The sequence below is a fragment of the Streptomyces sp. NPDC003379 genome (assembly GCF_053589195.1).
Map to the genome: position 1 here is coordinate 42,203 of NZ_JBSFRK010000044.1, position 24,444 is coordinate 66,646.

Annotated in this window: 19 protein-coding genes and 2 pseudogenes; 11 read left to right on the forward strand and 10 right to left on the reverse strand. The window is 71.7% G+C overall.

Annotated elements, in window-relative coordinates; all coding sequences use genetic code 11:
* The first annotated feature begins 271 nt into the window (after nucleotides 1-271).
* On the forward strand, nucleotides 272-2,152 hold the full coding sequence (locus ACWDVB_RS32200; RefSeq protein ID WP_451516942.1) for an ATP-binding cassette domain-containing protein: 1,881 nt from the start codon (nucleotides 272-274) through the stop codon (nucleotides 2,150-2,152).
* A 52-nt stretch (nucleotides 2,153-2,204) separates the two neighbouring features.
* On the opposite strand, the gene ACWDVB_RS32205 is transcribed toward ACWDVB_RS32200, so the two are convergent.
* On the reverse strand, nucleotides 2,205-2,516 hold the full coding sequence (locus ACWDVB_RS32205; protein ID WP_451516941.1) for an NIPSNAP family protein: 312 nt from the start codon (nucleotides 2,514-2,516) through the stop codon (nucleotides 2,205-2,207).
* Nucleotides 2,517-2,518: 2 nt separating this feature from the next.
* Nucleotides 2,519-3,439, reverse strand: a complete 921-nt coding sequence (locus ACWDVB_RS32210) for a LysR family transcriptional regulator (RefSeq protein ID WP_451516940.1) — start codon at nucleotides 3,437-3,439, stop codon at nucleotides 2,519-2,521.
* A 149-nt stretch (nucleotides 3,440-3,588) separates the two neighbouring features.
* Here ACWDVB_RS32210 and ACWDVB_RS32215 point away from each other — a divergent pair, with 149 nt between their 5' ends.
* The 6 genes and pseudogenes from ACWDVB_RS32215 to ACWDVB_RS32240 all read left to right on the forward strand — a co-directional run.
* A complete protein-coding gene (locus ACWDVB_RS32215) occupies nucleotides 3,589-4,887 on the forward strand; it encodes a cytochrome ubiquinol oxidase subunit I (protein WP_451516939.1) in 1,299 nt (432 codons plus the stop codon).
* The gene (locus ACWDVB_RS32220) at nucleotides 4,884-5,885 is read left to right on the forward strand and encodes a cytochrome d ubiquinol oxidase subunit II (RefSeq protein ID WP_451516938.1); all 1,002 of its coding nucleotides are present in this window, start codon (nucleotides 4,884-4,886) and stop codon (nucleotides 5,883-5,885) included. Before ACWDVB_RS32215 ends, ACWDVB_RS32220 begins: the two co-directional genes overlap by 4 nt.
* Before the next feature lie 65 nt (nucleotides 5,886-5,950).
* Complete coding sequence (cydD, locus tag ACWDVB_RS32225) at nucleotides 5,951-7,633, forward strand: thiol reductant ABC exporter subunit CydD (RefSeq protein WP_451516937.1); 1,683 nt, start codon at nucleotides 5,951-5,953, stop codon at nucleotides 7,631-7,633.
* Nucleotides 7,630-9,354 carry a thiol reductant ABC exporter subunit CydC gene (gene cydC / locus ACWDVB_RS32230; RefSeq protein ID WP_451516936.1) on the forward strand — a complete coding sequence of 575 codons (1,725 nt, stop codon included), beginning with the start codon at nucleotides 7,630-7,632 and terminating at the stop codon, nucleotides 9,352-9,354. The genes cydD and cydC overlap by 4 nt, the downstream gene beginning before the upstream one ends.
* A gap of 128 nt (nucleotides 9,355-9,482) precedes the next feature.
* Nucleotides 9,483-10,712: an aromatic ring-hydroxylating oxygenase subunit alpha gene (locus tag ACWDVB_RS32235; RefSeq protein WP_451516935.1), complete on the forward strand. Its 1,230-nt coding sequence runs from the start codon at nucleotides 9,483-9,485 to the stop codon at nucleotides 10,710-10,712.
* Between the two features lie 87 nt (nucleotides 10,713-10,799).
* Nucleotides 10,800-11,264, forward strand: a pseudogene (locus ACWDVB_RS32240) (deaminase); the annotation flags it as partial.
* 35 nt (nucleotides 11,265-11,299) lie between these two features.
* Here ACWDVB_RS32240 and ACWDVB_RS32245 read toward each other — a convergent pair.
* The 3 genes from ACWDVB_RS32245 to ACWDVB_RS32255 form a co-directional block, all read right to left on the reverse strand.
* Entirely contained in the window at nucleotides 11,300-11,833 is a 534-nt protein-coding gene (locus ACWDVB_RS32245; protein WP_451516934.1) for a GNAT family N-acetyltransferase, read from the reverse strand.
* Between the two features lie 135 nt (nucleotides 11,834-11,968).
* Nucleotides 11,969-14,386 carry an ATP-binding cassette domain-containing protein gene (locus ACWDVB_RS32250; protein ID WP_451516933.1) on the reverse strand — a complete coding sequence of 806 codons (2,418 nt, stop codon included), beginning with the start codon at nucleotides 14,384-14,386 and terminating at the stop codon, nucleotides 11,969-11,971.
* A gap of 370 nt (nucleotides 14,387-14,756) precedes the next feature.
* Nucleotides 14,757-15,230: a carboxymuconolactone decarboxylase family protein gene (locus tag ACWDVB_RS32255; protein ID WP_451516932.1), complete on the reverse strand. Its 474-nt coding sequence runs from the start codon at nucleotides 15,228-15,230 to the stop codon at nucleotides 14,757-14,759.
* A 151-nt stretch (nucleotides 15,231-15,381) separates the two neighbouring features.
* On the opposite strand from ACWDVB_RS32255, the gene ACWDVB_RS32260 reads away from it, so the two are divergent.
* Together ACWDVB_RS32260 and ACWDVB_RS32265 are read left to right on the forward strand one after the other, a co-directional pair.
* Nucleotides 15,382-16,209, forward strand: a complete 828-nt coding sequence (locus tag ACWDVB_RS32260; RefSeq protein WP_451516931.1) for an inositol monophosphatase family protein — start codon at nucleotides 15,382-15,384, stop codon at nucleotides 16,207-16,209.
* A 111-nt stretch (nucleotides 16,210-16,320) separates the two neighbouring features.
* Nucleotides 16,321-16,504 (forward strand): annotated as a pseudogene (locus ACWDVB_RS32265) (hypothetical protein); the annotation flags it as partial.
* 9 nt (nucleotides 16,505-16,513) lie between these two features.
* Here ACWDVB_RS32265 and ACWDVB_RS32270 read toward each other — a convergent pair.
* Nucleotides 16,514-17,407 carry a SigB/SigF/SigG family RNA polymerase sigma factor gene (locus tag ACWDVB_RS32270; RefSeq protein WP_451516930.1) on the reverse strand — a complete coding sequence of 298 codons (894 nt, stop codon included), beginning with the start codon at nucleotides 17,405-17,407 and terminating at the stop codon, nucleotides 16,514-16,516.
* Between the two features lie 37 nt (nucleotides 17,408-17,444).
* A complete protein-coding gene (locus ACWDVB_RS32275; RefSeq protein WP_451516929.1) occupies nucleotides 17,445-18,470 on the reverse strand; it encodes a VOC family protein in 1,026 nt (341 codons plus the stop codon).
* A gap of 183 nt (nucleotides 18,471-18,653) precedes the next feature.
* Here ACWDVB_RS32275 and ACWDVB_RS32280 point away from each other — a divergent pair, with 183 nt between their 5' ends.
* Both ACWDVB_RS32280 and ACWDVB_RS32285 read left to right on the forward strand, forming a co-directional pair.
* Nucleotides 18,654-19,850 carry a PP2C family protein-serine/threonine phosphatase gene (locus tag ACWDVB_RS32280; RefSeq protein WP_451516928.1) on the forward strand — a complete coding sequence of 399 codons (1,197 nt, stop codon included), beginning with the start codon at nucleotides 18,654-18,656 and terminating at the stop codon, nucleotides 19,848-19,850.
* 132 nt (nucleotides 19,851-19,982) lie between these two features.
* Nucleotides 19,983-20,378 (forward strand): hypothetical protein, encoded by a 396-nt coding sequence (locus tag ACWDVB_RS32285; RefSeq protein WP_451516927.1) that lies wholly within the window; start codon nucleotides 19,983-19,985, stop codon nucleotides 20,376-20,378.
* Nucleotides 20,379-20,414: 36 nt separating this feature from the next.
* Here ACWDVB_RS32285 and glgB read toward each other — a convergent pair whose 3' ends face one another.
* The 3 genes from glgB to ACWDVB_RS32300 form a co-directional block, all read right to left on the reverse strand.
* Nucleotides 20,415-22,667 (reverse strand): 1,4-alpha-glucan branching enzyme, encoded by a 2,253-nt coding sequence (gene glgB, locus ACWDVB_RS32290; RefSeq protein ID WP_451516926.1) that lies wholly within the window; start codon nucleotides 22,665-22,667, stop codon nucleotides 20,415-20,417.
* A gap of 4 nt (nucleotides 22,668-22,671) precedes the next feature.
* Complete coding sequence (locus tag ACWDVB_RS32295; protein ID WP_451516925.1) at nucleotides 22,672-24,012, reverse strand: maltokinase N-terminal cap-like domain-containing protein; 1,341 nt, start codon at nucleotides 24,010-24,012, stop codon at nucleotides 22,672-22,674.
* A gap of 15 nt (nucleotides 24,013-24,027) precedes the next feature.
* Nucleotides 24,028-24,444 (reverse strand): alpha-glucosidase C-terminal domain-containing protein (locus tag ACWDVB_RS32300; protein ID WP_451516924.1); only part of this gene is annotated, 417 nt, incomplete at its 5' end.

Below are 24,444 nucleotides of genomic sequence, written 5' to 3' on the forward strand. Positions count from 1 at the left end.
GGAATACCGAAGGCGCTTCCCAACTTCGGGCGAGAAGGGGCCCATACGCCACTGTGGCCCTCTTTCGCCGCGTCGATCGATCCCCCCCTTGTGCCGTACTCATCAAAACGCTCCGGGGAGGCGCATAGTGGCGTTCCTGGCGCGTTGCCGCGCGGGGTCGCAGACACTTTCTTCGGAGTGACTCTCCCGTCCGGGACTTCGTCCCCTCGTCACCGTTACGAAGCACCGGCAGGCCCTGTTTCCCGAGTGGCAAAGACGAGGAGGTGAGCGTGTGACCGCCACGGGTTCCGCGAACAGTGGGGTGCCGGCGCCGCCGCCCGCTGAGATCAAGTACTCCGGTGAGTACAGCGTCAATCCGTTGGGCGAGGCGTCGTTCGGCGCGCTCTGTCTGCGACTGCCCGCCGTGCTGCGGCGGATCGCGCGCATGGCGTGGGCCGCCGACCGCGCGGCCGTCGTGCTGCTGCTGGGCTGTCAGGCCGTCACCGGTGTGTCCGCCGCCGTGCTGCTGACGGCGACCGCCCGCGCCATGCACCGGCTCCTCGGCACCGGGTCCGTGTCCGGTCGTCTGCACGAGGCCCTGCCCGCCCTCCTCGTCGTCGCGGCGGCGGCCGGACTCGGGCGGCTTTCCACCGGCGTGGCCACCTACGCCGAGCGGCGTCTGACCCCGCCGGTCATCACCAAGGCCGATACGGGGCTCGTCGAAGCCGTCTGCCGGGTCGAGGCCGCCGCCCATGCCGCGGAAGGCTTCGCCGACCGGCAGGAGGCCGCCGAGATGGGGGTGACCCGCACGCATGTGATGATCACCGACTCCCAGCGGTTCATGTCCGCGCTGATCAAGATGGTCACCGCGTGCGGGGTGCTGTCCTGCCTCCACCCGCTGATGCTGCCCCTGCTGGTGCTCGCGGTCCTGCCCGCCGGCGTCGGTGCGGTCATGACGGCCCGTGTCGACTACGAGGTCCACTACGCCAACGTCAGCGACCGCAACGTCCGGCACATGACGCGCTGGTGGGCCACCACGCCCAAGTACGCCGACGAGGTCCGCGCCAACGGCATGACCTCCTATCTGCTGTTCTGGTACCGCTCCCTGTCCGAACGGATCGACCGGCGCACCCTGGCGGCCGCACCCCGCAACCTGCGCATCGCCCTCACCAGCGCGCTCCTCGGCGGCGTCTTCCTCGCCGGTACCTGGGCGGGTCTCGCGTGGCTGGCGGTGACCGGCCGTGTCCCGCTCGCCATCGCCGCCACCGCCATCGTCGCCGTACAGACCGCGCTCGCCGCCCTCTCCCAGGTCGTCATCAACGGAGCCGCGGTCTTCCACACCAGTCTGTACCTCACCGACATGCAGACGTTCCTGGACGATGCCGCCGCACGCGCCCCCAAGCGCGGCGGACGGGAAGTCACCGCGCCGGTCGAGGAGATCCGCCTCGACGAGGTGACCTACCGGTACCCCGGCAAGGACCGCCCGGCGGTCGACGGCGTCTCCCTGACCCTGCGGCGCGGAGAGGTGCTCGCCGTCGTCGGGGAGAACGGCTCCGGGAAGTCGACCCTCACGCGGCTGATCACCGGCATCTACCTGGCGGACAAGGGACGTGTCCTGTGGAACGGCATGGACCTCGCCTCGGTCGATCCGGATTCCGTGTGGAGCTGCACCGGCCTCGTCCCGCAGATCTTCGCCCAGTGGCCGCTGCGCGTCCGGGAGAACGTCACCCTCGGGCAGCCCCGTACCGTCGACGACGGCCCTGTGTGGGACGCCGTCGACGCCGTCGGGATGCGCGACGCGGTGGAGGAACTGCCGGGCGGCCTCGACACGTTGCTCGCCCGTGAGGTGTGGGGCGGTGCCGAACTGTCCGGCGGGCAGTGGCAGCGTCTGGCGTGCTCACGGGCGCTCTATCGGCGCCCGCCGCTGCTGATCCTGGACGAGCCCACTTCGCAGATGGACGCCCGGGGCGAGCGCGACATCTTCACCCGGATCAAGAACATCGCCGCGGACCGGATCACCATCGTGGTCACCCACCAGCTGGAGAACACGAGGGTGGCGGACCGCATCCTCGTCATGGAGCACGGGCGCATCACCGAGCAGGGCCGTTACGACGAACTCGCCGAAGGCGGAGGGCTCTTCGCGGAACTTCTCACTCTGTCCAGGGACAGGTAGCCCGGTGGTCCGGTGGCCCGCCCTGTCAGCGGCGGGTCCGGTCTCCCCCGGCCTAGGACACGCCGTCGAGCGGCCGGAGGAAGCGGCGTTCATACCGCTTGATGCAGCGCGTGCGACGAGCCAGTTCGACCGCGGCCTGGCACTCCGGATCGGACGCGCTGTCCGTGCGGTACTGCTCGTACGCGGCGAAACCGGGGAACGAGAAGAGGGCGTAGGCGATGTCGCTGTCGCCCTCGCTCGGCAGGAAGTAGCCGTGGTGCGTCCCGCCGAAGCGGTTGACGAGCCCGACCCAGCGGCGGCCGTACTCCTCGAAGTCCTCAAGCTTGTCGGCGTCGATCTCGTACGTCAGATGAATGGTGATCATGCCTACATGATGCCGTCGCGGCGCGGATCCGGCAGGTGGTGTGTCGCGAAGGGCCTGCTGGTGGTGAACTCCCGGAACTTCAGGGCCGCTTCCGACAGGTAGGTGTCGCGGTTCCACACCAGGGTGAGTACGCGGTGGCAGTCGGGCGCGTCCACATGCACCCAGGCGACCGGGACGCGCATGTGCGAACGGACCTGGCGGGACACCGCCGGGATGAGGCCGATGCCGAGTCCCGCGCTGATCATGTCCTGGCTGGCGGCCGGTTCATCGCCCTCGCAGGTCAGCAGCGGGGTCAGCCCTTCGGACGCGAACAGGCGGTCCAGAAGGGCGCGTTGCCAGTGTCCGGTCCTCGTGGTGACGAAGGGCTCGTCGGCGATCTCCGGGATCGTCACGCGCTCCCGCCCGTCGAGCCAGTGCCCCAGTGGGACCGCGAGCAGCACCTCCTCCCGGCTCAGCTCGACCGATTCGAGGTTCGCCCCGGTCAACGGCTGTGACGCCACGCAGAAGTCGACCTCCCTGGCGCGCAGCCGGCGGTCCATGTCCTCCGCGTTCGACTGGAAGAGCCGCACGTCGGCGCGGGGGTATGCGGCCCGGAAGCTGGCCAGGAGCGGCGTGATCGTCAGGAGGGTCTCGGAGGCGACGCTGACCCGGCCGAGCCCCGTGTCGCGGCCCTCACGCACGGCCCTGCGGCCGTCGTCCAGCTCGCTCAGGGCGCGGTCGACATGGCGCAGGAAGATCGCTCCGTACTGGTTGAGCCGGATGCGGCGGCCCTGCCGGTCGAAGAGCGTGGAGCCCAGATCGGCCTCCAGGCGCGCGATGGCACGGCTGAGCGAGGGCTGGGCGACCCGCAGCTCCTCGGCGGCGCGGCTGATGTGCTCGTAACGGGCCACGACCTGGAAGTAGCGCAGCTGGAGAAGATCCACGGTCCACCTTCACTTATGCCTTCTGGGACATCTACACATGACGAAACCGGTCTTGGAACGCATAAGCGATTCTCCCTACGGTCGTCTCCAGCGGGGCCACCGCCCCGCCCCTGACCACCCGCCCGTCCCTCACCGAAGAAGGTCGCATCATGAGCGCTGCGGATCTGGCCCGACTCCAGTTCGCGGCCACGACCGGCATCCACTGGCTGTTCGTGATCCTCACCATGGGGCTCGTCCCTCTCGTGGCGATCATGCACACCCGGGCCGCGTACACCCGTGACCCCGTCAAGAGAGCCGTCCGGGAGCGCATGACCCGCTTCTGGGGACAGCTCTACGTCATCAACTACGCGGTCGGCATCGTCACCGGCCTGGTCATGGAGTTCCAGTTCGGGCTCAGCTGGAGCGGCCTCAGCAAGTTCGCGGGCAATGTCTTCGGCGCCCCGCTGGCGCTCGAAACCCTCATCGCCTTCTTCGCGGAGTCCACCTTCCTCGGCATGTGGATCTTCGGCTGGGGTCGCCTGCGCAGAGGCGTGCACATCACGCTCATCTGGCTGGTGGCCCTGACCGCGTACGCCTCCGGGTACTGGATCATGGTCGCCAACGGCTTCATGCAGCACCCCGTCGGCTACGAAGTGCGCGACGGCGTCGCCTACTTGACCGACTTCGGAGCGCTGCTCACCAACTCCAGCGCCCTGGTCGCGCTCGGCCACATCGCGCTGGCCGCACTGACCACGGGCGGGGTCTTCGTCGCCGGGATCAGCGCCTGGCACTTCGCCCGGGGCACCAAGGAGGCCGAACTGTTCCGCGGCTCCCTGCGCCTCGGGGTGTGGGTGAGCATGGTCGCCTCCTTCTTCGTCGTCGTCATCGGCGAAATGCAGCGGCCGGTGATCGAGCGGACCCAGCCCATGAAGCACGCGGTCCTGGAGAACAGCGGCGTCGCCGAGGTGCAGGCCCAGCTCGTCAAGGAGCACGGGCCGGGGAACTACGTGCCCTGGCAGGACGCGATCCGGATCTCGATGGACGTGATGACGGTCATCGGCAACACGGTGTCCACCATCATGTTCATCGCCGTCATCCTGCTGTGGAAGGACTGGCTGATCCGTTGGCGCCCCCTCGCCCACGTCCTGGTGGCGACGGTGCCGTTCCCCTTCATCGCCGCTGCGGGCGGCTGGGTCGTCCGCGAGGTCGGACGCCAACCTTGGCTCGTCCACGGTGAGTTGAAGGTCGAGGACGCGCTGTCGAACGTCAGCACCGCCTCCCTGGCCGTGTCCTGCGCCGTGTTCATCGCCGTCTTCCTGGCGTTGGCGGTGACGAACTGGACCCTGATCACGAAATTCGCCCGCCGCGGCCCGGGGGCCACCCAACTCGGCGCCACCGAGCCGCTCCCCGACGAGCTGCCCGACGATCTGTCCGACAGCGCCTATATGGAGAAGAGTGGAGTGAAATGAGTCCGGAGATCCTCTGGCTGGCCCTCCTGGGCCTGCTGCTCGCCGGGTACTTCGTGCTCGGCGGCTACGACTACGGCGTACAGATGCTGCACCCCTCGCTCGGCGGTCGGGAGCAGAACGCCGCGCTCGACGCCATCGCGCCGTTCTTCCTCGGCAACGAAGTCTGGCTGGTCGCCTTCGCCGGCGTCATGTTCGGCGCCTTCCCGCACCTGGAAGGCACCCTCCTGTCGGGCCTGTATCCGCTGATCGTGGCGATCCTCGTCGGCCTGGTCCTCGGCAACGCCGCGGTCCAGCTGCGGCGCCGCTCCCGCAGCGCCCTCGGCCGCCGGTGGTGGGACGCCCTGATCGTGTTCGGCGGTGGGCTTCCCGCCGTGTGCTGGGGACTCGTCGTGGGGCTGCTGCTGCACGGCGTGCCCCGTCGGGCCGACGGGAGCTTCCACATCGGGTTCGGTGACGTCTTCACACCGTTCGTGCTGGCCTGCGGCGTCACCACCGCACTGCTCTTCGCGGCGCACGGCGCGGCCTTCGTCGCCCTGCGGTCCGAGCCGGAACTTGGCGTCAAGGCAAGGGGGTTGGGAGCCGATCTGCTGTGCGGGGCCGCCGCCGTGGGCTCCCTCGCGCTGCTCCTCACGCTCTTCGGAGCGGGCGCCTCGATGACGAACCGCGCGACCTCGGCGGTCATCACCGTCCTGTTCACGGCGGCGCTCGCGGGCGCCTGGTGGTGGCTCTCCCGCGGGCACGACGTCCTCGCGTTCGTCGCCACCTGCTGCGCGACGGCGCTGCCCGTGCTGCTCGTGGGGGCCGGCCACTATCCGTATCTGCTGATCAGCTCGGCGGGCGAGGGCCTGGACATCGACCACGCCATGACGGACGGCGCCACCCTGAAGATCCTGAGCGCGTTCGGAGTCCTGGTCGTGCCGGTGATCCTCGCGTACCAGGCGTGGAGCTGGTGGGCCTTCCGGGGCCGGACGGGCCGCCGTCACCCCAGCTACTTCTGACGTCACCAGTTACTTCTGAGCCGCGTACGCGACTGAGCCGCGCACACGACGAGAGAGGCCCCACCATGAAGCCCGTCGAACGCCGGCTCATGCGCGAACTGCCCGCGCTACGGCGCCACATGACCTGCTCCACGGCGCTGGCACTGCTCGGCGCCGGGCTCGTCATCGCCCAGGCGGTCCTGCTGGCGACGGTCCTCGCGGACGGCTTCGCCGGGCGCGCGTTCCACGCCGTACCGCTGGTCACGCTGGGCACCGTGATGGCGCTGCGCGCGCTGCTGACCTGGGCCCGCGGAGTGCTCGCGCAGCGCGCCGCGGCCGATGCCAAGCGTGCGCTGCGGGACCGGGTCAGCGGCAGGCTGCGGCAGACCGGCCCTCTGCGGCTCGCGGCCCGCCGCCACGGTGAGACCGCGACGCTGCTCACCCGCGGACTCGACGCCCTGGACCCCTATGTCGTCGGTTACCTGCCCACGATGACGGCCACCGCCGTGATACCTCTCACCGTCGTCGCCTGGCTGGCGTGGACCGACTGGACCTCGGCGCTGATCGTCGTCGTGACGCTGCCGCTGATCCCGGTGTTCGGCGCGCTGGTCGGCATGCACACCGCCAGGCGCACGGCCAGGCAGTGGACGCTGCTCGCGCGCCTCGGCGGTCACTTCCTGGACGTGGTGGCCGGGCTGCCGACGCTGCGCGCGTTCGGCCGTGAGCGGCAGCAGGCCCAGGTCGTGGGCGAGATGGCGGACGCCCACCGGCGGGCCACCATGCGGACGCTGCGCGTGGCGTTCCTGTCCTCCTTCGTCCTGGAGACGGTCGCCACCCTCTCCGTGGCGCTGGTGGCGGTCCCGGTCGGGCTGCGGCTGCTCGGGGGCGATCTGGACCTGCGTACGGCCCTGACCGTGCTGTTCCTCGCCCCGGAGGCGTATCTGCCGCTGCGCGCCGCGGGCGCCGCCTTCCACGACAGCGCCGAGGGCATCGCGGTGGCCGAGCGGGTCTTCGCGCTCCTCGACGACGAGGAGGAGCCCGCCGTCGGCCGCGCCCGCACCCCCGACGCCCGCGTGGCGTCCCTGTGCTTCGACGAGGTCACCGTCCAGTACCCGGGCCGCGCCGCGCCCGCCCTCCGGCAGGTCTCCCTCACCGTGCGCCCCGGCGAGCACGTGGCCCTGGTCGGGCCGAGCGGGGCGGGCAAGTCGACGCTCCTGGCACTGCTCCTCGGCTTCGTGGTCCCCGCGTCGGGCCGGGTCGCGGTCGGCGGCACCGACCTCGCGGACCTCGACCCCGACGAGTGGCGCGCCCAGGTGGCGTGGGTGCCGCAGCGCCCGCATCTGTTCGCGGCGTCCGTCGCGGACAACATCCGGCTCGGGCGCCCCGACGCGAGCGACGCCGAGGTGCGGGCGGCGGCGCGGGCGGCCTCGGCGGACCTCTTCGTCGCACAGTTGCCGCAGGCGTACGACACGGTGCTCGGTGAGCACGGCGCGGGGCTCTCCGCCGGGCAGCGCCAACGCGTCGCCCTGGCACGGGCGTTCCTCAAGAACGCGCCCGTGCTGCTCCTCGACGAACCGACCGCCCACCTGGACCCCGAGAGCGAGGCCGCGGTCACGCGCGCCACGGTCGACCTCATGCGCGGCCGGACCTCGGTCGTGGTCGCACACCGTACGAGCCTGCTGCCCCACGCCGACCGGATCGTCACGGTGCGTGCGGGCAGCCTCGCCCTCCCCCGAACCCCGCTCACGAAAGGGCTGGTGGCCTCATGACCGCCCTCGCCAAGGCCCCCGCCCCGGCGCGCGAGCCGCGCCCCACCTTCCGCCTCCTGCGTCAGCTCCTGCCGTACTGGCGCAGACTGCTGCCCGCCGCGCTCGCCTCGGCCGGCAGCGAACTCGCCGCCGCCGCGCTGATGGCCACCGCCGCCTGGCTGATCACCCGCGCCGCGCAGCAGCCGCCGCTCGCCTCGGTGACCCTGGCGATCGTCGCCGTGCGCGCGCTGGCCCTGGGACGCGGAGCGCTGCGCTACGGCGACCGGCTCCTCGGCCACGACGGCGTACTGCGCGCCGTCGCGGGCTTCCGCACCCGGGTGTACGAGGCTCTGGTGCCGCTCGCCCCGGCGGGCACGCCCGCTTTCCGCAGCGGCGATCTGCTGACCCGCCTCGTCGACGACGTGGACGCCGCCCAGGACCTGCTGCTGCGGGTCCTGCTCCCGGCCGCCGCCGCCTGGACGGTGGCCGTCGCCGCCACCGGCACGGCAGCCGTACTGCTGCCGCAGGCGGGCGTCCTGCTCGGGCTGCTCCTGGCGGTGGCGGGGCTCCTGGTGCCCGCCCTGGTGCTCGCACTGTCCCGGCGCGCGGGCCGCGCGGAGAAGGTGGCGCGCGCCGAACTCACCGCGCTCACCCTGGACCTGGCCCAGGGCGCGGCGGACCTCACCGCGTACGGCGCCCGGGGCCGGGCCCACCGGCGGGTCTGCCGGGCCGCCGCCCGGATCGCCGCGCTGGAGCGCCACAAGGCCCTGACCACCTCGCTGGCCTCGGCCGCGGTGCTGCTGCTCCAGGGCGGGGCGACGGTCGGCGTCACCTGGTCGGCGCTGCGCGCGCACGCGGCAGGTGCGCTGCCCGCCGTACATCTCACCGTCCTCGCGGTCCTCGCCCTGGTCTCCTTCGAGGCCCTCGCGTCGCTGCCCGCCGCCGCCCGGCGCCTCGCCGAAGTGCGGGCCTCGGCCCGTAGGCTGGCGGACCTGTTCGACACACCGCCCCCCGTGGTCGACCCGCCCGCCCCGGTCCCGCTCCCCCGCGACGAGCCGCTCGGCGTCGACATCACCGGCCTGCGGGTGCGCCACCGCCCCGGCGGGCCCCGGGCACTGGACGGGGTGAGCCTGCGGCTGCCGCCCGGCCGCCGGGTCGTGCTCCTCGGCGCCAGCGGCTCCGGCAAGTCGACGCTGATCGCGGCGCTGATGCGGTTCGTCCCGTACGAATCCGGGAGCATCCGCGTCGGCGGCCGCGAACTGCGCGACATCGCGGGCGCCGACGCCCGCCGCGCGATCACCGGCATGACCCAGGACGCGCACGTCTTCCACACCACGATCCGCGCCAACCTCCTCCTGGCCCGTCCCGACGCCACGGACGCCGACCTGCGCGAAGCGGCCCGCGGGGCCCGGCTCCTCGACTGGGTCGAGTCGCTGCCCGACCGCTGGGACACCCTGCTCGGCGGGGACGGCTCCGCGCTGTCGGGCGGCCAGCGCAGCCGCCTGCTGCTGGCCCGCGCGCTGCTCGCCGACCCGCCCGTGCTCGTCCTGGACGAACCCACCGAGGGACTCGACCCGGACACCGCGGCCGCCGTGCTCGCCGACATCCTCGACGCCACCCGCGGCCGCACCACTCTCCTGGTCACCCACGAGCGGGCGGGCATCGCCGCCGCCGACCACGTCGTGACCCTGCCGGACGGCGGCCCCTGCCCGGCCCGCGACGTCGAGGCGATTTGCCAGTAATCCAAAGGATGTACCGGAATGTCGTCCTCGGCGGCGATTCACCGCCGGGGACGGCCGCCCAGCATGGAAGGAGACCCCATGGAGATCCAAGGAGATCCAAGGAGATCCCGGACGAAGGCGGTGCCACCATGCTGCACGACGGACCTCACCCCACCCACCACGCGCTCGACCCTCTGCTCGACGAACTGGCGCGCCTCTCCGAGCTGCCCCTTGAGCGCGGCGAGACCCTGCCCGCCCGCGCCTACACCGACGAGGACTTCCACCGGCTCGAACACGAGCGCGTCTTCCGCGGCGACTGGCTGTGCGTGGGCCACGTCGCTCAGGTCGCCCGGCCCGGTGACTACCTGCGCACCGACGCGGCCGGTGAGCCGCTGGTCATCACGCGCGACGAAGGCGGCGGGCTGCACGCGCTGTCCCGGGTGTGCAGGCACCGCTTCATGGACGTCCTGCCGCCCGAGACCACCCCCGAGCGGGGCTCCTTGCAGCGCCTCACCTGTCCGTACCACACCTGGACGTACCGGCTGAACGGCGAGTACGTAGGACAGTTGGCCGGAGCCCCGATGATGGGCAAGGTCGACTTCGACCGCGCGGCGTGCCGGCTGCCCCGGCACCGGCTGGAGGTCTGGAACGGGCTGCTCATGGTCTGCGCCGACCCCGACGCGCCGCCGCTGGCACCGCAGTTGACGGAGCTGAGCGACCGGCTCGCGCCGTACGGCATCGCGGACCTGGTGGTGGCGTACACGGACCGGTGGGACGGTGTGCCCGCGAACTGGAAGGTGGCCTTCGAGAACGGCTCGGAGAACTACCACCACATGGGAACGCACGCCGGCACGCTCGACACCCTCGTCCCCGGCAAGGACACCGTCGTCGACGAGAGCGACGGACGCTGGTTCAGCATGTACACCCCGTTCGTGGCCGGAGCGGGGGTCGCGCGGGCGGAAGGGGGCGCGCCCGTGGTCGGCACGCTCATTCCCGGGCTCGGCACGCGGCAGCTGTCCGGCATGACGGTCGCGGGGGTCTTCCCGAACCTGGTGATGGCCCTGCTGCCCGACAGCGTCACGTTCGTGCGCTGGGTACCCACGGGCCCGGTCACGCACGACGCGCTCGTGACGGTGCTGGTCCCGGCGCAGGCCGAGCGGCAGCCGGACTTCGACGCGTACGTGGCGGCGTCGCGGCGGCAGTTCGAGGTGATCCAGAACGAGGACCTGGTCGCCGTGCGGGGTGTCCAGCGCGGCCTGGCCACCGGTCCCGCCCCGTCGGGCGGGCGCTTCTCGCACCTGGAGCGTCCCCTGTGGCAGTTCCAGCGGTATCTGGCCGACCGCCTCACCGTGCGGAGCAAGGTCGCTGACACGGCCTAGAACCACGGGGTACGTGGTACTCGTGCGATACGCCATCGAGGAGGCCAGCACCGTATGAACGACCGTACCCCCTCCGCCTGCGGCCGGCCCGGCCCCGCCGATCAGCCCACCGTGGCCGACCGGGCCTGGCTGGCCATCGCCTGCCGGCTCGCCGAGCAGTGCCCGCCATCGGACAGCGCGTTCAGCGTGGGCGCGGTCGTCATCGCCGACGACGGCACCGAGCTGGCCCGCGCCCACTCCCGCGAGACGGGCGCGGACGACCATGCCGAGCAGAGCGCCCTCGCCAAGATCGACGCCGCCGATCCGCGCCTCTCCGAGGCGACGCTGTACAGCTCCCTGGAACCGTGCGGGAAGCGCGCTTCGCGGACCCGCCCCTGCGCCCGGCTGATCAGCGAGGCCGGACTCCGGCGCGTGGTCACGGCCTGGCGCGAGCCCGGCACCTTCGTGGGCGACGCGCGGGGCACGGAGCACCTGGAGGCGGCCGGCGTCACCGTCCTCGAACTGCCCGAGTACGCCGACGCGGCGAAGTCGCCCAACGCCCACCTGCTGTAGCCCGCTCGGGCACGGTCACGCCCGCGGGGCGTGCCTCACGCCTGGTACTCGGTGAGATCGATCGCGTGCACGTGCAGCGCGTGTCCGTACACCGGGTGCACCGTCTCCCGCTCCAGCACCATGCCCAGCTTGCGAATGACGTTCTCGGAGGCGCTGTCGCCCAGCCGGCTGAAGCTGACGACCCGGTCGAGCCCCCTGTCCTGGAGCGCGAACTCCAGCGTGGCCTGGGCGGCTTCGGACGCGTACCCCTGGCCCCAGAACTGGGAGCCGAACCGCCAGCTGATGGCCGCGTCGGGGCCGGCGTCCGGCAGGAAGTCGGGGTAGGACAGCCCGGTGAAGCCGGCCAGTTCGCCCGAGGCCAGGAGCTCGACGGCGAAGAGGCCGAGCCCCTCGTCGTCCCACTCCTCCTCCCACCGCTCGATGGCCTCCGCGGTTTCCTCCAGATCGCGCACCCGGCCGTCGTCGACCCACTCCATGACCCGCGGGTCCGCGTTGATGTCCGCCATCGGCGCGAGGTCGTCGTCGTGCCAGCGGCGGAGGAGGAGGCGGGGCGTGCGGATCTCGGTCATGGCCCCATCCTGCCCAAGGGAAGAGCCGCACCGTTAATCGGCGCTCCTCCCGACACCGGGTCCGGCGCCCCACCCACTACGACCTGCCGTACGCCGCGCGGCCGGTCATCACCCCCCACGCCTTCGGCGACGTCCTCAGCGTCGCGGACGCCCCGCTGACGTGCCGACGTACGCCGCGAGGTGTTCACCTGTGACGGTGGAGCGGGCCGCGATGAGGTCGGCGGGGGTGCCTTCGAAGACGATGCGGCCGCCGTCGTGACCGGCGCCGGGGCCGAGGTCGATGATCCAGTCGGCGTGCGCCATGACCGCCTGGTGGTGCTCGACGACGATGACCGACTTGCCGGAGTCCACGAGCCGGTCGAGGAGGCCGAGCAGCTGCTCGACGTCGGCGAGGTGGAGGCCGGTGGTCGGCTCGTCGAGGAGGTAGACGCCGCCCTTCTCCCCCATGTGCGTCGCCAGCTTGAGCCGCTGCCGCTCGCCGCCGGACAGTGTGGTGAGCGGCTGGCCGAGGGTGAGGTAGCCGAGCCCGACGTCGGCGAGCCGTTCGAGGATCTTGTGCGCGGCGGGCGTACGCGCCTCGCCCGCGCCGAAGAGCTCCTCGGCCTCGGTCACGGACATCGCGAGCACCTCGCTGATGTCGCGCCCGCCGAGGTGGTACTCCAGGACGGAGGGCTGGAACCGCTTGCCCTCGCAGTCCTCGCACGGGGTGGCGACTGAGGCCATCATCGCCAGGTCCATGTAGATGACGCCGGCGCCGTTGCAGGTGGGGCAGGCGCCCTCGGAGTTGGCGCTGAACAGCGCCGGCTTGACGCCGTTGGCCTTGGCGAACGCCTTGCGGATCGGATCGAGCAGTCCGGTGTACGTCGCCGGGTTGCTGCGCCTGGAGCCCTTGATGGCGGTCTGGTCGACCGACACCACGCCCGCGTCGGCCGGGATCGAGCCGTGCAGGAGGGAGCTCTTGCCGGAACCGGCGACGCCGGTGACGACGCAGAGCACGCCGAGCGGGACGTCGACCGCGACGTCTCGCAGGTTGTTCGCCGTGGCCCCGCGGATCTCCAGCTTGCCGGTGGGTGTCCGCACCGCCTCCTTGAGCGCGGCCCGGTCGTCGAGGTGGCGGCCGGTGACGGTGTCACTGGCCCGCAGCGCCTCCACGGTGCCCTCGAAGCAGACGGTGCCGCCCGCCGTACCGGCGCCGGGGCCGAGGTCGACGATGTGGTCGGCGATCGCGATCGTCTCCGGCTTGTGCTCCACGACGAGCACCGTGTTGCCCTTGTCCCGCAGCCGCAGCAGCAGGCTGTTCATCCGCTCGATGTCATGGGGGTGCAGACCGATGGTGGGCTCGTCGAAGACGTACGTGACGTCGGTGAGCGAGGAGCCGAGGTGGCGGATCATCTTGACGCGCTGCGCCTCACCGCCGGAGAGCGTGCCGGCCGGCCGGTCGAGCGCGAGGTAGCCGAGGCCGATCTCGACGAACGAGTCGAGGGTCTGCTGCAACGCGGTGAGCAGCGGTGCCACCGACGGCTCGGCGAGGCCGCGGACCCACTTGGCGAGGTCCCTGATCTCCATGGCGCAGGCGTCGGCGATGGAGACCTTGTCGATCTTCGAGGACCGGGCGCCCTCGCTGAGCCGGGTGCCGTCGCACTCGGGGCAGACGGTGAAGGTGACCGCGCGCTCCACGAACGCTCTGATGTGCGGCTGCATCGCCTCCTTGTCCTTGGACAGGAACGACTTCTGGATCTTGGGGATCAGCCCCTCATACGTGAGGTTGACGCCGTTGACCTTGACCTTGGTCGGCTCGCCGTAGAGGAAGTCCCGCATCTCCTTCTTGGTGAAGCGGGAGATCGGCTTGTCGGGGTCGAGGAAGCCGGACTGGGCGTAGACCCCGACGGTCCAGACGCTGTCCGACTTCCAGCCCGGGATGGTGAAGGCGCCCTCGGAGAGCGACTTGGAGTCGTCGTAGAGCTGGGTGAGGTCGATGTCGGAGACCCTGCCCCGGCCCTCGCAGTGCGTGCACATGCCGCCGACGCGGTTGAAGGTCGCCTTCACGGTCTTCGTCTTCTCGGCGCCGCGCTCGACGGTGATGCCGCCGCTCGCCCGGACCGACGCGGTGTTGAAGGAGTACGCGCCGGGCGGGCCGATGTGCGGCTCGCCGAGGCGGCTGAAGAGGATGCGGAGCATCGCGTTGGCGTCGGTGGCGGTGCCGACCGTGGAGCGCGGGTCGGCGCCCATCCGCTGCTGATCGACAGTGATCACGGTGGTCAACCCGTCGAGTACGTCGACGTCGGGCCGCGCCGGCGTCGGCATGAAGCCCTGCACGAAGGCGCTGTACGTCTCATTGATCATCCGCTGCGACTCGGCGGCGATCGTGTTGAACACCAGGGAGCTCTTGCCCGAGCCGGAGACGCCGGTGAACACCGTCAGACGGCGCTTCGGGATCTCGATGCTGATGTCCTTGAGGTTGTTCTCGCGCGCGCCGTGCACGCGGATCAGGTCGTGGCTGTCGGCGGGGTGCGACGCGGGCGGCTGTGGGTCCGTACTCGGGGCCTTGCTCATCGTGTCGTGTCTCCATGTTCGGGGCGGCGCCGTCTTCGCGGGCTCCGTCGGCGTCGCCTGGCTCGATCATCCGGTCGGCTTCGAGTGTCCGGAGCGTCAGACTAGCCAGTGGCCGTCGCACATCAGTTCGCATTCGGACAACTCGTTCACCGATCGAGGAGCGCGAGGGCGTCGCCGTCGCCGTCGCCGTCGCCGTCGAGCGCGTCGCGATGGTGCATGGCGGTCACGCTAGCCGTGGCTCGCCGACCGTGCTTCTCCATTTCTGCTCTCAGTTTCTGCTCTCTGTGCGAAGACGCCTCACCCCTGCGGGGACGCCGCAGGGCCCGGGCGGCAACTCGCCCGGGCCCTGGGGGTCTTCCGCTGGTCCGGCCTATCCGAACTGGCCGACCTCGTAGTCGCCGGCGGGCTGCTGGACCATGACGTTCAGGCGGTTGAAGGCGTTGATGAGGGCGATCAGCGAGACCAGCGCGGTGAGCTGCTCCTCGTCGAAGTGCTTGGCCGCGTCGGCCCAGGCCTCGTCCGTGACGCCACCGGCCGCGTCCGCGATGCGGGTGCCCTGCTCCGTCAGTTCAAGGGCGGCCCGCTCGGCCTCGGTGAAGACCTTCGCCTCCCGCCATGCCGCGATCATGTTGAGGCGGAGCGAGGACTCGCCCTCGGCGGCCGCTTCCTTGGTGTGCATGTCGAGGCAGAATCCGCAGCCGTTGATCTGGCTGGCACGGATCTTCACCAGCTCCTGCGTGGCGGTCGGCAGCGTCGAGTCCGAGAGCGCCTTTCCGGCCGAGGTGAAGTGCTTCAGGGCCTTGCCGGCGATCGGACTGGTGAAGAAGTTCAAGCGTGCGTCCATGGTGTCCGCTCCTCTGCCGTTGTCGATGGCTACACACCTCTGACGGACCGACCGGCCGTGGATGTGACAACCGCCGGTGTGACGCGTGTCTCCCTGTCCGTCCTCGCGACCACACCCTCAAGGCCGCCCCCTCGCCGCTACTCTGCGCGCCATGATCGACACAACCACCGGCCTTGACGACACCGAGGTGGCGACAGCCGCGGCCCGCGCCGGCGCGGCCGTGGTGCGCGACCTGTACGGCCGCCGACTGGCCCGTATCGACAAGGGCGGCGGGGACTTCGCCACGGCCGCCGACGTGGCGGCCGAGAAGGCGATCCTCGGCGCCCTCCGTGCCGCGCGCCCGGCGGACGGGGTGCTCGGTGAGGAGGGCGGGCAGCGGGGCGCGGCGGACACCGCGCGCCAGTGGCTGGTCGACCCCCTGTGCGGCACGCTGAACTACGCCGTCGGCACCATGCTGGTGGCCGTCAACGTGGCGCTGCGCGACGGCGCGGCGGCGGTGGCGGACCCCTTCAGCGGCGAGGTCTTCTGCACCGACGGCGAGTCCGCCTGCGTACGAGGTGAAGAGGGCCCCGCACGGCTGACGCCCACGTCCGCCAGCCGCCTGGTGGACGTCAACCTGGATCCGCCGTTTCCCAGCGCGCCAGGGTTCCGGGCGGTGGACCTGCTGGCCCACCCGGGGTTCGTCGAGCGCTTCCGTCCGCGGGTCGTGTCCTCGACGCTGGCGCTGGCCTGGGTCGCGTCCGGCAAGCGCGCCGCGTACGTCACCGACGGCGGAGACCTGTCGCAGAGCGTGCACTTCGCCGCGGGCATCGCGCTCTGCCGGGCCGCGGGATGCGTGGTCACCGGGGTCGACGGCGTCCCCATCGGCCAGGGAGCCGAGGGAAGCCACGGAGGCCAGGGAGGCCGCGGGCTTGTGGCGGCCGCGGACGCCGAGACCCACGAGCTGCTGATGTCGATGATCGAATGTTCCCGGGGCTAGTTCTGTTGGGGGATGTGGTACGCAGCACGCACCGCAGGAGGCGGTCCACGGCCGGCACGACCAGCATGACGAGCACGACCGGCACGACCGGCACAGCCGACGCGCCCCGGTGCCGAGATCACCTCGGTGCCGCGTCGCCCGGACGGTGTCGAAGAGGTGCCGGCCATGCTGTCGAGGCTTCTTGAGGCCCACGGAGGTGATCCGCGGTGGCGAGGCGCAGGCCTGGTTCCTCGCCGAGCACCTCGTGGAGACCCCGCTGGTGCGCCTGGTGCCGGGGGCGCAGCCGGGGGCCTGAGCGTCACCGTCACTCGCTGGTGAGCAGGCCCGTGCGCAGCTCGGCCAGGGTCCGGGAGAGCAGCCGTGACACGTGCATCTGCGAGATGCCGAGGGCGGCGCCGATCTCGGACTGGGTCATCTCCTGGCCGAAGCGCATCTCGATGATGCGCCGCTCGCGCTCGCCGAGTTCCGCCAGGAGCGGTGCCAGGGCGTGGAGGTGCTCGAAGACCTCCATGGCGGGGTCCGGGGCGCCCACGACGTCGGCGAGCGAGCGGCCGCTCTTGTACGTCTCTCCCTCGTCGGCCGGACCGTGCGGGGCGTCCAGGGACCCGGCCGCGTAGCCGTTGGCGGCCATGATCGTCTCCAGCGTCTGCTCCTCGCTCACCTCCAGGTCGGCCGCGAGCTCCTTGACGGTGGGCTCGCGGCCGAGCGCGCAGGACAGCCGCTCCTGGGACCGGGACAGCTCGGAGCGCAGCTCCTGCAGTCTGCGCGGGACGTGCACGGCCCAGCTGGTGTCGCGGAAGTAGCGTTTGATCTCGCCGAGGATGCAGGGCACCGCGAACGAGACGAACTCGAACCCGCGGCTCGCGTCGAAACGGTCGATGGCCTTGATCAGCCCCACGGTCCCGACCTGGACGATGTCCTCCAGCTGGCCGTTGCCGCGGTTGCGGAACCGGCCCGCCACGTAGTGCACCAGCGAGAGGTTCATCTCGATGAGGGTGTTGCGCGTGTACGCGTGGTCGGGCGACCCCTCCTCCAGCGTCGCGAGCCGGTCGAAGAAGAGCTTCGAAAGCTCCCGCGCGTCCTCCGGCGCCACCTGGTGGGCTTCCTCGATCAGCGGCAGCGGGGCGGCTCCCTCTCCGCCCTGTATCTCCTCGGTCGGATCAGTGGTCTGTTCCGGGTCGATCGTTCGAACGAGCATCGTCTGCTTCCCTGTGAGTCGTGACGTGTGCGGCGGTTCAGCTCGCGAGGACCGCGAAGGGGACGCCCTCGCGGTCCCCCAGCACGGCCTCCCGCCGGGTGCCGGTCCCGTGGGGTGGTGCGATGACGCGGCCGCCCCGGCGCACGGCCTCGGCGGCGGCCGCGTCGACGTCCGCCACGCGGAAGGACGTGTGCCAGCGGTAGCGGCCCCTGGTGCCGGGCGCCGCTCCCTGCGTGAGCGCGGCGACCGCGCGTGTTCCGTCCCGCACGACGATTCGGTCGTGGACGTACTCCACGGTGCTGCTTTCGGCGGGTTCGCCCGCCCAGTCGAGTACGCCGCCGTAGAAGAGGGCCGCGGCGAAGATGTCCCGTGTGTGCAGTTCGAGGCGGGCGACGGGGCCGTCCCCGACCGTCCAGCGGCTGTCGGGGGCCTGGCGGCGCAGTCCGAACACGGCGCCCTCGGGCCCCGCCGCCACCGCGGCGCGCCCGGCGGGGGTGGACAGCGGTCCGACGGCCACGGTGGCGCCCTGGTCGCGAAGCCGGCCCACCGCGCCGTCCACGTCGTCGACGGCGAAGTACGGCGTCCAGCCGGCGTGGGCTCCCGGTTCGCAGGAGGTCCGGCAGATGGTCCCCACCGGCGCCCCGGCCTTCAGCATGAGGGAGCGCGGCCTGCCCGGCGGGCCGAGCAGCGGCACACGGCACCAGCCGAGGACGCGGCCGTAGAACTCCTCGGCGGCCCGGGCGTCCCGCGCGGCCAGGCTCAGCCAGCAGGGCGCGCCGCGCGCCTCCCGCGGGACGTCCGACGGCAGCCTCCCGCCGGGCCCGCCGGAGCGCCGCTCGCCGGGCCCCGGCACGTCGGGCCGCCACTCGTCGTGCTCGGCGGGGGCCGGCCACCGCCCGCCCGGCCTGACGAGGCGGAGCCGCCTGGGCGCCCGCGACGGCCCGGCGCCGGCCCACGCGGGCGGCCGCGTCTCCCGGTCGTCCCGGTCCGCCGCGTACCGGGTCGACCCCTCTCCGTCGGCCTTCCACCCGCTCCCCTTGCTCACCCCGATGTCCCTTCGCACAGCCTTCTCCTCAGCCGGTTCCTGCGGTCTGTCGTGTGATTCCGCAATCGGAACGCCACATACCGGGACCTTCCTCACTCGCCCGGGGGACCAAGGTCACGGGGGCGGGCTCTCCGTTCGTCCGCTCAACGCGGGCGGGATCCGGGGCCCGGTGTGAGACTGCCTGTGAGGTGGTGATCACAGATGACGAGCCAGCCCAGGGTGCCCGGACCCGGCGAGCAGCTGCTCGAACAGCTGCTCGCCTCGGCGCATGCGGCGACCCCGGTGGAGCTTCCCGCCTTGGTGCAGCGGTTCGCCGACGCCGCCGGGCTCGACCGGATCGACGTCTACCTGGTGGACCTCCAGCAGCGGTGCCTGGTGCCGCTGGCCGAGGGGCCGCCCGCCCTCGGCGTGGACAGCTCCGTGGCCGGTTCGGCCTACCGGGCCCACGCGCTGCGCGTCGAGGAGCTGCCCCAGGGCCGGATCACCACCTGGCTGCCGCTGATCGACGGGGTCGAGCGGCTCGGTGTCATCGGCGCCACGTCCGCGGTCATCGACGGGGCGCTGCTGCGGCGCTGCCGCACGCTCGCCTCGATCCTGGCCATGGTGATCACCTCGAAGCGCGCCTACAGCGACACCTTCGCCCGCCGGACGCGGACCCAGACCATGCATCTGCCCGCCGAGATGCTCCGGGCCTTCATGCCGCCCAGGACGATCGGCAACTCCGATGTCATCTCGACCGCCGTCCTCGAACCGGCGTACGACATCGGCGGTGATGTCTTCGACCACTCCCTGACGCACTCCACCCTGCACGTGACGATCCTCGACGCCATGGGCCACAATCTCGCGTCCGGCCTGACGACCGCCGTGGCCATGGCGGGCTGCCGCAACGCCCGGCGGGCGGAGATCGAACTGCCCGAGCTCGTCGACACCGTCCAGGACGCGCTCGCCCGGTGGCTGCCCGAGCAGTTCTGCACGGGGATCCTCGCGCAGCTGGACCTGGCGGGAGGCGTCCTGCGGTGGTGCAACTGCGGTCACCCGCCGCCCCTGCTGATCCGGGACCACCGCGTGCTCGACCGTGCCCTTGAGCGGCCGGCCCAGCCTCCCCTGGGGACGCCCGCTCTGCTCGCGCGCGAACCGTGGAAGGTGCACGAGGAGGCGCTCCAGCCGGGCGACCGCGTCCTGATGTACACCGACGGCGTCACCGAGCTGCGGACCGGGAGCGGCCAGTTCGGCCTTGAGCGGTTCACCGACAGCATCATCCGGGCCACGGCCGCGGGCGAATCCGCCCCGGAGGCGCTGCGTCAGCTCATCCACTCCATCATCGACCGGCAGGGCAACCAGTTGCGGGACGACGCGACGCTGCTGCTCCTCGAATGGCGGCCGCCGGGGACTCGGTGACCCGGCGATGGGCCGACAGGGTGGATCGGCCTCGGCCGAGGCCGATCGCCTCGCATGTCATTCCACACACAGTGGGATTATTTGCCTTAATTACTGCGGTCCCCGTACCTCTGGCTCTCCCCTGGAGATCGCATGAAACCTGCCCTGACGCGTGCCGTCACCCTCAGCGCCGGCCTGCTGCTGTGCGCCGCCCCGCTCACCGTCGCCAACGCGCTCGCCTCCGACGACCCGGACTCGCGCCGCCAGGCGGCACAGCGGCCGACGCTCACCGCGAAGGCAACGGTGAAGTCCGCCAAGGCCTGGCACCAGTTCCGCGTCCAAGGGACCTCCACGCGGCTGCCCGCCGGGACCCCCGTGACGTTGCAGCAGCTTCAGCACAAGCGGTGGGTCTCCCTGCCGATCCGCATGAACACCAACCGCAACCACGCGTACAACGTCCGCGTCATGCTCGGCTTCACGGGCCTCAACAAGATTCGCATCGTCGGCGGCGGCGTCGCCTCCGACCCCGTCCACGTCAGGATCCGCTGACATACGCGCGCGGATCAGGACGACGGCCGCCTGCCGTCACTCCGGGCGCAGCCACACCGTGGCCATGGGCGGCAGGGTGACGCGCAGGCGGGCCGGCCGGCCGTGGGCCGGCTCGGGCTCGGGCTTCAGCGGGTCCGGGTTGCGGACGTCCCCGCCGCCGTAGCGTGCCGCGTCGGTGTTGAGGACCTCCACCCAGGCGGGGGGCTCCTCCGGGACGCCGAGCGGATAGTCGTGGCGGATCACCGGCGAGAAGTTGCAGACCGCCAGGAGCGGGGTTCCGTCCGCGGCGTGGCGGAGGAACGCCAGGACGTTGTCCTGGGCCGCGTCCGTCACGATCCAGGAGAAGCCGGCCGGTTCGGTGTCCCGCTCCCAGAGGGCGGGAGCGGCTCGGTACTGGTGGTTGAGGTCCCGCACGAGGAGCAGTACGCCCTCGTGGTCCGGCCGCGCCGGGTAGGCCGGGTCCAGGAGCCCCCAGTCCAGGCCGCTCTCCTGCGACCATTCGGCGCCCTGCGCGAACTCCTGGCCCATGAAGAGGAGTTGCTTGCCGGGGTGGGCCCACATGAAGCCGAGATAGGCGCGGTGGTTGGCGCGCCGCTGCCACCAGTCGCCGGGCATCTTGGAGACCAGCGACTGCTTCCCGTGGACGACCTCGTCGTGCGAGAGAGGCAGGACGTAGTTCTCGCTGTACGCGTACACCATCGCGAACGTCATCTCGTTGTGGTGGTACTCGCGGTGCACCGGGTCGCGGCTGATGTACTCCAGGGAGTCGTGCGACCAGCCCATGTTCCACTTCAGCCCGAAGCCGAGACCACCGAAGCCGCCGGGTCCGGTGTGGTGGGTGGCCCGGGTGACGCCGTCCCAGGCCGTGGATTCCTCGGCGATGGTGACGACGCCGGGGCTGCGTCGGTAGACGGTCGCGTTCATCTCCTGGAGGAACGCCACCGCGTCGAGGTTCTCGCGGCCGCCGGACTCGTTGGACGCCCACTGTCCGTCTTCGCGCGAGTAGTCGAGGTACAGCATCGAAGCGACCGCGTCCACACGCAGTCCGTCGACATGGAACTCCTCGCACCAGTAACTCGCGTTGGCGACGAGGAAGTTACGTACTTCCTTGCGGCCGTAGTCGAAGGTGAGGGTGCCCCAGTCGGGGTGTTCGGCACGCCGCGGGTCCCCCGGTTCGTACAGGTGCTCTCCGTCGAACGCCGCCAACGCCCAGTCGTCCTTGGGGAAGTGGGCGGGCACCCAGTCCAGGATCACGCCGATGCCCGCCTGGTGCAGCGTGTCGACCAGATGGCGGAAGTCGTCGGGTGTGCCCATGCGGGACGTCGGGGCGTAGAACCCGGTGACCTGGTAGCCCCACGAACCGCTGAAGGGATACTCGGCCACCGGCATGAACTCCACATGGGTGAAGCCCGCTTCCGTGACGTAGTCCGTGAGCTGGTCGGCGAGTTGACGGTAAGTCAGGCCCGGCCGCCAGGACGCCAGATGGACTTCGTACACCGAGAACGGGGCCTGGCACACGGGGCGGTCGGCGCGGTGTGCCATCCACGCGTCGTCCCCCCACACGTACGACGACCGGGTGACGACGGAGGCGGTGGCCGGCGGCACCTCGGCGCGGCGGGCCATCGGATCCGCGCGCACGGTGTGCGTGCCGTCGGGGCGGGTGATGTCGAACTTGTAGAGGGCCCCTACGTCCATCCCGGGCAGGAACAGCTCCCACACGCCGGTCGAGCCGAGCGAGCGCATCGGATGGGCGGCTCCGTCCCAGTGGCAGAAGTCGCCGCAGACCCGCACTCCCCTCGCGTTGGGCGCCCACACCGTGAAGCGGGTGCCTCGCACACCCTGGTGGGTCATCGGGTGCGCCCCCAGCGCCTTCCACAACTCCTCGTGCCGGCCCTCACCGATCAGGTGCAGGTCGAGTTCGCCGAGGGCGGGCAGGAAGCGGTACGGGTCCTCGTACTCGATGTCGTGGCCGTCGTACGTCACGCGCAGCCGGTACTCGGGGATCGCGTCGAGCCCCAGCACCGCGGAGAACAGACCGTCGCCCGTGTCGTTCAGCCGCACCGTCCGCTCTTCGGTGACGAGCGTCACCGCCTCGGCGTACGGGCGCAGGACCCGGAAGGCGACGCCGCCGCGCACCGGGTGCGCGCCGAGCACGGCGTGCGGGTCGTGGTGGGTGCCCGCCAGGAGCCGCTGCCGGTCCTGCGCGTCGAGGGGCGCCTCGGGGACGGGGGCGCGGCCGGTGTCCGCGGCGCGCGGGGGAGCCTGCGTTGCGGTGGCTGTTGTTTCCACGGTCTCAGCTCTCCTCTGCGAGGCGGGCGATCGCCGCCATGGGGACAGGTAGCCAGTCCGGACGGTGCCTGGCCTCGTACAGCGCTTCGTACACCGCCCGGTCCGTCTCGTAGGCCCGCAGCAGCTCGGCCTCCGCGCGCGGATCCCAGGTCGACTCGGCGGCGTACCCGGCGCAGTAGGCCTCCCGGCACCGCCGCACCCACCGGGGCCGCCAGGGGCGCCGGGTGTGGGCCGCGTAGTCGAAGGAGCGCAGCATGCCCGCGATGTCGCGTATGGGCGCCTGGGCCCGTCGGCGTTCGTCGAGCGGCCGGGCGGGTTCGCCCTCGAAGTCGATGATGAACCACCGGTCCCCGGCCCGGAGTACCTGACCGAGGTGCAGGTCGCCGTGGACGCGCTGGGCCTCGCGGCCCGGACCGCGCCCCGCGACGGCGCCGTACGCGGTCTTCAGCCGGGAGACGTAAGGGACGAGCGCCGTCATCTGACGGGCCGCGGATTCCAGCCGCCCGGTCATGGCGGCGGCCAGCGGGCTGCCGCCGTACGGGTCGGGGGGCTCGGACCCGAAGGCCTGGGCCAGCGCCAGGTGCACCTCGGCGGTGGCGCGCCCCAGTTCATAGGACTCGTCGGTGAAGTCCTCGCCCAGGGCGAGGGAGCGCAGCGCCAGGGTCCACCCGTCGGTCGCCTCGGGCAGGAACGGCTGGAGCACACCGAGCGTCGCCTTGCGCGGCTCGGTGGTCCAGAACCAGGCCACGGGGGCGGGCACCCGGGCGCAGCCCCGGCCGGCCAGGGCCCACGGCACCTCCAGGTCCGGGTTGATGCCGTACTGGACGCGCCGGAACAGCTTCAGGATGAAGGAATCTCCGTACACCAGCGAAGTATTGGACTGCTCACCGCCGAGCAGCCGGGGCGGGAGGCCCGCGGGCACCACGGTCCGCGCGTCCCGTTCGAAACGCAGGGGGCCCATCTCGCCGGGGACCCGCAGGCGTTCGAGGAGGAGCCCCGCCGACCAGGGGTCCAGGAGGGCGTCGTACACGGTGAGGCCCTCCAGGGGGCCCGCGTCGGGCCGGCCGACGATCGCGTGGTGGAGCCGGAGGGGTACGTGTTCGCGGACGCCGAGGAGGAGTTGGTAGCAGTCCTCGGGCGGCCCGGCGGGTCCCGTACGGATCAGCAGGTGCAGGCATCCCGGGTGCAGTTCGGTCATGGACAGCACGGCCAGATCCGCGACGGGGCGGCCCTTGCCCGCGAACCAGCGCTGCTCGGGCAGCCATCCACGCAGTATCCCGGCCAACGAGGTCATCAGCTGTGGAGGGCTGAGGCTGCCGGGCGACTGCGATGCGGTCTTCAGCATGCGACACACGTCCCTTCAAAAGTGCACCGCGGGTGCGGCCGGACGTCGTGGCTGTTCGGTCAGCCGAAACCAGTAGAAGCCGTGGCCCGCCAGGGTGAGGAGGTAGGGCAGTTCGCCGATGGCCGGGAAACGGACCCCGCCGATCAGCTCCACCGGGTGGCGGCCGTCGAAAGCCCGCAGATGCAGCTCGGTGGGCTGGGCGAAGCGGGAGAAGTTGTGCACGCACAGGACCAGGTCGTCCCCGCGCTCGCGGAGGAAGGCGAGGACGGCGGGGTTGGAAGAGGGGAGTTCGGTGTAGGTGCCGAGGCCGAAGGCGGGGTTCTGTTTGCGGATCTCTATCATCCTGCGGGTCCAGTGCAGGAGGGAGGAGGGGGAGGACATGGAGGCTTCGACGTTGGTGACCTGGTAGCCGTAGACGGGGTCCATGATCGT